The following is a 9404-nucleotide window of genomic DNA, read 5'->3' as shown; positions in this document are numbered from 1 at the left end:
TTGAAAATATTAAAACCTCAAATCCAATCGGTGTAGGGGTTTCAGGGATATTTTACCGAAAATATCATAAAGGGAGCGGTAGAGCCATAAAACCTGAAATACCTCTACCAAGGTTTATTCCTAACCACGCCTTGTTTTCCTTAATTAACTTAAATATTTCTTTATAGGTGATAGCATTAATATTGCCAATTATTAAGAATTTTTTATCGTATTTAATTAATTGAGCCACATACTCCCTAAATAATGAAAATGGAGGATTAGTAACAACAATATCGGATTGCTTTAATAGTTCGATACTTTCAGCACTACGAAAATCGCCATCACCTTTAAAATGAACGATGTCAGTTGAACTTGGTTTAATTCTTTCTCCCTCTACACCTGTATATTCAAAGAAAAAACCATTTTCAACTTCTTCGGTATTAAACAAATCCGTTTCTTGTTTTCTATAACAAGCTGTTATTAATTTTTTAATACCCAATTCTGCGAAATTTGATGCGAAGTAATTAAAAAAATTGCTAATCCGAGCATCATCGCAATTACAAAAAACTACTTTATTTTTAAAATGACTTTTATAATGTTTTAACTCATTTTCTATATCTGAAAGCTGTGTATAAAACTCGTCATTTTTGTTTTGTTTTGCTTTTTTCAACAAAGAGTGCTGTACTTTTCTTGCCATTATCAACCCGTATTATTCGTTATTGGTAATTTGGTTAAATATTTCACTACCTAATGCCTTAAGAGAGGACTTAGACACTTCAATCATAATATCAAACATTTTTTTTGCATCCCATTTTTCTCCATTTCCTTGTGTATAAATTGAAGCTGCTTGAAGCATAATTGTTTTATCATGATGCTTAACAAATTTATTTTTACATAGATTAGTGTTAATTGGCATTCCATAATTTGCAGAGATCAAATTAATCGCAGTTAAGGAAGCACAAGAAAATGGATTTTGACTGATAGCGAAGCGCGACCTAGGAATCGCTTTTCTCAAAGATGTTTAACGGACTCGTTAGAGGATGTTTTAAAAGTTTTTAATGTGGAAACAGACCCCTCTCCAAACCTCTCCCCTACCAGGGGAGAGGCTTTAAAAACCCCCTTCCCTTGTAGGGAAGGGGGGAAGGGGGGTTAGGTTTTTGGAGATTATGGGTTTCATATAATACTTTTCAAACAACCTCTAAGAAAGTCAAGAAACCATATCAGAATGGCTTCAAGAAAATTCTATTAAATATTAAAGGGTATTCGTAGTTTACCAGACTATTACTTCCACATTTCCGGGGGGTAAATTCACGGGTTCGGTAATCAGCAAGTTACCAGATTGATCAATTTTTCCTTTGAGTTTGTATGCTTGCATGATGTTTTTTATAAGAGGATGTTTGAAAAGTGGTATTCCGTAATTTTCATCACATTGCTACCCCCCTAACAATAAAAATCCAGTTCCCTCCCCTTTACAAGGGGAGGGTTAGGGTGGGGTAAAAAATATTTGATACATCAACCATAACTTTTCAAACAATATGTTGAAAAATTATTTTCAGTAAATCTCCTTGGGAAAAAGGCTTTTCTAAATAACCATTAGCTTTCACAAACTTAGCTTTTGCTCTATCTCTTAATCCCATTCTTTCAGTCATCAAAATCACAGGAGTATTTTTATAATGCGTGTGCTTCCGTAATAAAGAACAGATTTCATAGCCATTTAAATTAGGCATTTCTACACTTAGTAAAATTATATCTGGCTGCGCTCGCAGAATTTCCATCAAAGCTTGGGAAGAATCCATAAATTTCAGCACAGAAAATATTTGCTCATCTAAAAAATTTTCCACAGCATTTAATATGCTATAATCATTGTCCACACCCAAAATACTGTATTTCTTTCTAGCAGTAACTTGAGGGTTAATCGGCTGATTTATATGTGGTTCAGAATCAACTTGCTCAGAATTATTTTTGGGTAATTGCTCCTGAGATGTGCTATGTAAATTTGACTGATAATGATTTTCAAAATTCAAATTTTCCTGAACATCAACCTTAACCCCTGATTGAGATTGTTCCACTAAAGTTCTTAAATTCAAATGACAAAATTTAGGGAGATTATCTAAAAAAGTATGAGGAACAAATTCATAACTGCCATATTCTAAGTTCAGTAATGGTTGTAAAACCTCCAGCGCCAATTTTTCAATCAGCAAAGCAGCCTGGACGTGACTAATATATTTTTGATCAACTAACCAACAAATTGCTAAGTAATCCGGATTGGGGATTGATTGATTCTCAATATCTTTTTCAAAAATCATCCGTACCTGTTCGTTGATACCCAGAGGAAGAGTAGAAATTTGCTGACTTAACTGCTGTAAATTTCGGTAAAGAGGTTCAAACATTTCTTCGGAGTAACCAGCGTAAATTAACTTACCCTGATCCATATATATTGACCATGCACCCGACTCGCTAAAGACTTGTAAACAACCAGTAAAAGAATTATTAGTAATCTTCTTTAATAAAGTAATTGGTTGTAGCTTTTGGAAAAATCTATATCTACTAATCGGAATTGTATTCATACTCTGAGATTGATCATTAAAATTTTCTCTCATGATCATTTAATTACTGGATTTTACAAAGGTTTTAAATTCTAATTCTTGAATTCTTATTTTTAGGTTACTATAGATTTTTTGGAGAAATAAAAAAGTATGTTAAACATAATATGAAAAAATGAAGTAGAGAGGTTTGATCCGAACACCTCTAATTTTTAAGCCCAATGTTTCTTAAATCACCCAATACCTAATCGTGTCTGCAATTAATAATATCCAAGTTACCGAAAATAGCGATCGCCTAGATCGTTACCTATCCCAAGAGTTATCAGATTTATCCCGTTCTCGCATCCAGCAGTTAATAGAACAGGGTCATGTCCAAATTAATAATCTCATCTGCACATCTAAGAAGATTAACCTGAAAACAGGCGATCTCATTACTCTCGAAATTCCCACCGTTCAACCTTTAGCAATAATCGCCGAGAATATTCCCCTAGACATCCTCTATGAAGACGACGAGTTAATTATTATCAATAAACCCGCAGGTTTGGTTGTTCACCCCGCACCAGGCCATCCTGACGGAACTTTAGTTAATGCTATCTTGGCACACTGTCCCAATTTACCGGGAATTGGTGGCATTCAGCGTCCGGGAATTGTCCATCGTTTAGATAAGGATACAACGGGAGCGATTGCGATCGCTAAAACAGACCTGGCTTATCAACATCTACAAGCACAACTACAAGCAAAAACCGCCAGAAGAGAATATTTAGGTTTAATTTACGGAGTCCCCAAAACAGAAACCGGAAGCATAGACTTACCCATTGGTCGCAATCCCCAGGACCGCAAAAGAATGGCCATCGTTTCTATAGAAGATGGTGGACGTAATGCTGTCACCCATTGGCGAGTAAAAGAACGCTTTGGAAATTACACATTAATTCACTTTCAACTAGAAACAGGCCGGACCCATCAAATTCGCGTCCACAGTGCCAAAATGGGTCATCCTCTCGTTGGCGACCCCATTTATAGTTCTGGTCATTCCCTCGGCGTAAATTTGCCAGGACAAGCATTACACGCTTGGAAACTCCAGCTACAACATCCCGTTGCTGGAAATTTGGTGGAAGTGACAGCACCCCTTCCCCGCAGCTTTGCAACTTTACTGGAAGTGTTGCGCCGTCGTAGTGGTCTTTATTAAGAATTTCTGCAAAAATAGCCATTTATTCTCAATTTGTGAATATAGCTTTTTTAGTATTTATATCCCCCCTGGGGGGAAAAAGTAGCAGGTTTCCCAAATATTTAAGAATGTAAATTTAACAATTCTTAACAAAACTTAGCTAAAACTTATACAACAAAAAACTGCTGTAATCCATTTATGATAGTGAGTTTCTGGAAAATTAAAACAATCTTTAACTGCTGAATATTGCGATTGTTGTCAAAAAATGTAAAGTTGTGCAACAAAAATATTGACTTTTTATCAGATGTAATCCTTGTATATAAAGGATTTGAGCTAGTTTGTAGGCGATGATATTATTTATTCATAATTTGTAACAAATAATGGCTCTATGGCATTGTATAAACATAAACTGTAGGGGTTAAACAACAGGAGAAAGTTGAAAAAAGCAGGCAATTCATCAAGTTTGCCAGTTTCTCAAAAAATTCCCCTTGACTCTCATAATTTCTGGTTTGTAAACTGTAAACTAGTAGATGAGAAGACAGAATGAGAGACGCTTTGATTTGAATCCGTTGCGAACAGATCCAAATTAGTTTTAATTTAGACATCTCTCAACTAAGTAATTTAGGAGATTAGAGTCCATGACATTAGATGTATTTTCCAAAGTTGTTTCCCAAGCTGACGCTAGAGGCGAATTCCTCAGCACCGAACAACTAGATGCTTTAACCGCAGTTGTAGCTTCCGGTAACAAGCGTCTAGATGCTGTTAACCGGATCACAAGCAACGCTTCTGCTATCGTTACCAACGCGGCTCGTTCTTTGTTTGCAGAACAACCTAACTTGATCGCTCCTGGCGGAAACGCTTACACAAACCGTCGTATGGCTGCTTGCTTACGCGACATGGAAATCATCCTCCGCTATGTAACCTACGCAGCGATCGCTGGTGATGCTAGTGTTCTTGATGACCGTTGCTTAAATGGTTTGCGCGAAACATACCAAGCTTTGGGTACTCCTGGTTCTTCCGTAGCAGTTGGTGTTGGTAAAATGAAAGAAGCAGCGATCGGTATCGTTAACGATCCTAACGGTATCACCAAAGGTGATTGCAGTTCTTTGGTTTCTGAAATTGCAAGCTACTTCGACCGCGCTGCGGCTGCTGTTGCCTAACAATTCATTACAAATTAGCTCCAATCTTAATTGAGCTTTTCCCAGTAAAACAAGCAAGAAACTATCTAGGAGATTTTCACCAATGAAAACACCAATTACCGAAGCAATCGCATCTGCTGATACCCAAGGACGCTTTTTAAGCAACACCGAATTACAAGCAGTTAATGGTCGTCTAGTTCGTGCTGCTGCCAGCATGGAAGCTGCTCGTGGTTTAACCGCTAACGCTCAAAAATTGATTGATGGCGCTACCAGCGCTGTATACAGCAAATTCCCTTACACAACCTCCACACCAGGCAATCAATTTGCCGCTGATAGCCGTGGTAAAGCTAAATGCGCTCGTGACGTTGGTCACTACCTCCGCATCATCACCTACAGCCTAGTTGCTGGTGGAACAGGTCCTTTGGACGAGTTCTTGATTGCTGGTTTGACTGAAATCAACGGCGCGTTTGATTTGTCTCCTAGCTGGTACGTAGAAGCATTGAAATCAATCAAAGCTAGTCATGGTTTGAGCGGTCAAGCTGCTAACGAAGCTAATACCTACATTGACTACGCAATCAACGCTCTTAGCTAGATAGCGTCATGCCCGGAGAGGGATACAATTGTTAGATGGAGTTACCCCTCAAGGGGTTTGCCAGTTATTCATGGGGAGTCACTGCGTAAGTTGGAAAATATTCTGACTAGAAATTAAGTGGCGTTAAAATCTCCAAGATCACTCTGGTTCACCTAGCAATTGGATCTGGCTCCGGGCATAGTTTTATCTACAAATAAAATAGGTCAAGAGGCAAGAGTCAAGAGGCAAGAGGCAAGAGGCAATAGTCAACTGACCACTGACCACTGACCACTAACCAAGCTTTATTCAGCCAAAATTCGGCACAATAAAGGGGAAAAATATGGCAATTACAACAGCAGCATCCAGACTGGGAACAGAGGCTTTTAGCGACGCACGCAGAGTTGAACTGCGCCCTAACCCCAGCCGCGAAGAAGTCGAAGCGGTAATTCGTGCTGTTTATCGGCACGTTTTGGGAAATGACTATATATTGGCATCAGATCGCCTGATTAGTGCAGAATCACTTTTACGCGATGGGAATTTAAGCGTGCGCGAGTTTGTTCGCAGCGTTGCTAAATCAGAACTCTACAAAGCTAAATTCTTCTACAACAGTTTCCAAACTCGGTTAATTGAACTCAACTATAAACATTTGTTGGGTCGCGCACCATACAATGAGTCTGAAGTAACTTACCACTTAGACTTATATATTAACCAAGGTTACGACGCGGAAATTGACTCCTACATTGATTCTGAAGAATATCAAAATAGCTTTGGTGACAACGTAGTTCCTTACTATCGCGGTTTTGATTCTCAAACAGGACAAAGTACAGCCGGTTTTACACGGATGTTCCGTTTATATCGTGGTTATGCTAACAGCGATACGGCTCAAGTCGAAGGTGATAAATCTCGTTTAGCACGGGAATTAGCTAGTAATCAGACTTCCTCAGTTGTTGGAGCATCTGGTAGTAACGATAATTGGGGTTTCCGTGTATCTGCGGATAACGCTCCTAAGCAAAATCTCGGTAATGCTGTAGGAGAATCAAATCGTACTTATCGAGTTGAAGTTACAGGTATTCGCAATCCAGGATATCCTAGCGTCCGCCGTAGTAGCACAGTATTTATTGTCCCTTACGAGCGCCTTTCTGAAAAAATTCAGCAAATTAACCGAGTTGGCGGCAAAATTGTCAGCGTAATTTCCACGTAAGATCCGGTGTTGTTCACCGACAAAACTCATCATAGGAGATATAGAAGTAATGTTCGGTCAAACCACACTTGGTGCTAGTAGTGTTTCTTCATCTGCAAGCCGCGTATTTCGTTACGAAGTTGTCGGCCTAACACAGAACCAAGAAACCGACAAAAATAAATTCGACATTCGCCGCAGTGGTAGCATATTTATTACCGTCCCCTATAAGCGGATGAATGAAGAAATGCGCCGGATTACCCGTTTAGGTGGCAAAATCGTCAAAATTGAAGCTTTGACAGTAGCAGAGTAAGCATAAAGCCCTGGCAATGATAGAAACCAGTGGGGAAGAATATTCTGTAGAGAATGCACCAAATCTGACACCAGAGATAGCAATCGCTAACCTGCAATCATCAGATTTAAGTCTCCGCTATTATGCTGCTTGGTGGTTGGGTAAGTTCCGAGTCCGTCAGCCAGAAGCCATAGACGCGCTCATTGCTGCGCTAGAGGATGAAGCTGACAGAACCGAACTGGGTGGTTATCCCTTACGGCGTAATGCCGCGAGGGCGCTTGGTAAATTAGGCAATTTAAAAGCCGTACCAGGTTTGATTAGGTGTTTAGAATGTGCTGATTTTTATGTCCGCGAAGCAGCAGCCCAATCTTTAGCTATGCTTGGAGATAAAACCGCATTACCAGTCCTGATAAAACTGCTAGATGGGGGAGTTGAGGCTGCTTTACAAGTACCTGGTTTTCCCCACCTTGCCCAGCCCTATACAGCAGTAATAGAAGCCTTGGGAGCTATGGGTGCAACTGAGGCTATTTCCCTTGTTCAGCCTTTTCTCAAGCATTCAGTTCCTCGATTGCAATGCTCCGCCGCCAGAGCCATGTACCAACTGACACAAGACCCTATTTATGGTGAGTTATTAGTGAAGACTTTGGCCACAGGTGATTTAAAAATGCGACGCATTGTTTTGGGGGACTTGGGGGCAATTGGGTATTTGGCCGCAGCAGAAGCGATCGCCCAAGCGCAAGTGGAAAATAGCTTTAAACTTATCGCTTTGAAAGGATTATTAGAGTATCAACTGCCACAACAGTCTGATACTTTTGGTATATCTGAACAAGCTATCCGAGTCATGAATCTCATGGATTCACTCTTGTAGTCAGTAGTCAGTTGTTAATTGTCAGTTGTAAAACTACTGACCACTGACCACTGACCACTGACAACTAATCAAATGGATGAACTAATTCAGGCTATTACCGTAGCAGACACACCTTCCCAGATGGTGACAGCAGTTAAAAATCTGGCAGCAACCAAAGATCCATCGGCAATTCCGACCTTAATTGCTGTCTTTGGTTATAACAATCCAGAAGCAGCCATAGTGGCAGCAGCAGCATTGACGCAGTTGGGAGAAATAGCAGTTCCACAATTGCTAGACCAAATTGATGATTATAACTATGGCGCACGGGCTTATTCAATTCGCACTCTCGCAGCGATCGCAGATCCCCGTGCTTTGGATATTCTCATCTCTACAACACTGACTGATTTTGCCCCCAGTGTTCGCCGTGCCGCTGCTAAGGGACTAGGAAATCTAAATTGGCAGAAGCTAGACATTTCCGCCAGTCAAATAGCCATCAACCGCGCCCTAGAGACACTTCTCTTTATCTGTGAAGATACAGACTGGTCAATTCGTTATGCTGCTATTGTTGGATTACAAGCTTTAGCAAAAGTAGCTCTAGTCCAATCGCCTATTCTTGCTAAATTTCAATTAATGCTGACTAACGATCCTGAAAAAGCAGTTCGCGCTCGCGTTCAGTTGGCCTGTAGCCAGTAAACTGATTTATATACCATATAACAAGGTAAAAGTCAAGATGTCAATACCACTACTAGAATACGCGCCCAAATCGCAAAACCAGCGAGTAGAAGGTTATGAAGTTCCCAATGAAGACACCCCAACTATTTATCGCTTAGATCGGGCTACCTCAGATCAAGATATTGATAGCATCATCTGGGCTGCATACCGCCAAATTTTCAGCGAACACCTGATTTTAGCCAGCTATAAGCAAACCGCTTTAGAATCACAACTGCGAAATCGGGCAATTACCCTGCGTGATTTTATCCGGGGTTTAGGTAAATCAGACGTTTACCGCACCCAAGTAGCAGATACCAACTCCAACTATCGCTTAGTTGACATCACCTTAAAACGGTTCTTAGGCCGGGCTGCTTACAACAAAGCCGAAGAAATCGCTTGGTCAATTGTCATTGCGACCAAAGGTTTACACGGCTTTATAGATGATTTACTGGCATCAGACGAGTATATAGACAACTTTGGTGATGATGTTGTCCCCTACCAACGTCGTCGTTTTGGTTCACGTCCCTTTAACCTGGCTAACCCCCGTTATGGTTCTGACTGGCGCGATACCCAAAACATTCGCGAAATGGCTGGCCGTTCCTACTATAGCATCCGCACATCAGGACAACTAACTACAGCAGATATCCGTCGGGCAATTCCTGCCAACTTCTTCATTATGGCTGGGTCTATTATTACCAACGAATGCAACTACCAACGGAGTTTGGCCACTGCCCAATCTTTTGTTAGTAGCAGCGAAATTCCTGATACAAGCAGAGATCATCAAGAACAACCCACAATTAAACCTGTAGCAGTTTCTTTACCTTATCGTTATATTCCTGCTAACGCCAAAAATTAGTTATTAGTTATTGGTAAGAACAACTAACAACTGACAACTGTACGGGCGAAGCATTTGGAGAACTATTTTTGGCAATGACCGATAATTTATCTTCCTAATGCTTCGCCCCTACTAACAACTGTAC

11 protein-coding genes are annotated in these 9404 nt (G+C 40.3%); 8 read left to right on the top strand and 3 right to left on the bottom strand.

The genetic code is table 11. The features are described from left to right. Positions 1-64: 64 nt before the first annotated feature. The 3 genes from AN490_RS10940 to AN490_RS10930 form a co-directional block, all read right to left on the bottom strand. Positions 65-676, bottom strand: coding sequence for an adenine-specific methyltransferase EcoRI family protein (locus tag AN490_RS10940; RefSeq protein WP_366925031.1), 612 nt, complete (start codon positions 674-676; stop codon positions 65-67). A gap of 12 nt (positions 677-688) precedes the next feature. Further along, on the bottom strand, positions 689-994 hold the full coding sequence (locus AN490_RS10935) for an EcoRI family type II restriction endonuclease (RefSeq protein WP_300003008.1): 306 nt from the start codon (positions 992-994) through the stop codon (positions 689-691). Positions 995-1505: 511 nt separating this feature from the next. Continuing rightward, positions 1506-2546: a response regulator gene (locus AN490_RS10930; RefSeq protein ID WP_213720375.1), complete on the bottom strand. Its 1041-nt coding sequence runs from the start codon at positions 2544-2546 to the stop codon at positions 1506-1508. A gap of 226 nt (positions 2547-2772) precedes the next feature. Here AN490_RS10930 and AN490_RS10925 point away from each other — a divergent pair, with 226 nt between their 5' ends. From AN490_RS10925 to AN490_RS10890, 8 genes are all read left to right on the top strand, one after another. Beyond that, positions 2773-3708 (top strand): RluA family pseudouridine synthase, encoded by a 936-nt coding sequence (locus AN490_RS10925; RefSeq protein WP_300003004.1) that lies wholly within the window; start codon positions 2773-2775, stop codon positions 3706-3708. A 617-nt stretch (positions 3709-4325) separates the two neighbouring features. After that, positions 4326-4847 (top strand): phycocyanin subunit beta, encoded by a 522-nt coding sequence (locus AN490_RS10920; protein ID WP_300003001.1) that lies wholly within the window; start codon positions 4326-4328, stop codon positions 4845-4847. Between the two features lie 82 nt (positions 4848-4929). Continuing rightward, a complete protein-coding gene (gene cpcA, locus AN490_RS10915; RefSeq protein ID WP_148760690.1) occupies positions 4930-5418 on the top strand; it encodes a phycocyanin subunit alpha in 489 nt (162 codons plus the stop codon). 319 nt (positions 5419-5737) lie between these two features. Then, complete coding sequence (locus AN490_RS10910; protein WP_300002997.1) at positions 5738-6598, top strand: phycobilisome linker polypeptide; 861 nt, start codon at positions 5738-5740, stop codon at positions 6596-6598. A gap of 49 nt (positions 6599-6647) precedes the next feature. Next, a complete protein-coding gene (locus AN490_RS10905; RefSeq protein WP_300002994.1) occupies positions 6648-6887 on the top strand; it encodes a phycobilisome linker polypeptide in 240 nt (79 codons plus the stop codon). A 16-nt stretch (positions 6888-6903) separates the two neighbouring features. Further along, positions 6904-7734, top strand: a complete 831-nt coding sequence (locus AN490_RS10900) for a HEAT repeat domain-containing protein (RefSeq protein ID WP_300002991.1) — start codon at positions 6904-6906, stop codon at positions 7732-7734. Between the two features lie 72 nt (positions 7735-7806). Continuing rightward, complete coding sequence (locus tag AN490_RS10895) at positions 7807-8406, top strand: HEAT repeat domain-containing protein (RefSeq protein ID WP_300002988.1); 600 nt, start codon at positions 7807-7809, stop codon at positions 8404-8406. Between the two features lie 37 nt (positions 8407-8443). After that, positions 8444-9280, top strand: coding sequence for a phycobilisome rod-core linker polypeptide (locus AN490_RS10890; RefSeq protein ID WP_300002985.1), 837 nt, complete (start codon positions 8444-8446; stop codon positions 9278-9280). The last annotated feature ends 124 nt before the right edge of the window (positions 9281-9404 follow it).

This window comes from Anabaena sp. AL09 (genome assembly GCF_001672255.1).
Lineage (GTDB): Bacteria > Cyanobacteriota > Cyanobacteriia > Cyanobacteriales > Nostocaceae > Dolichospermum > Dolichospermum lemmermannii.
Note: the sequence above shows the minus strand (reverse complement) of the source record. Positions and strands in the feature narration are given on the sequence as shown.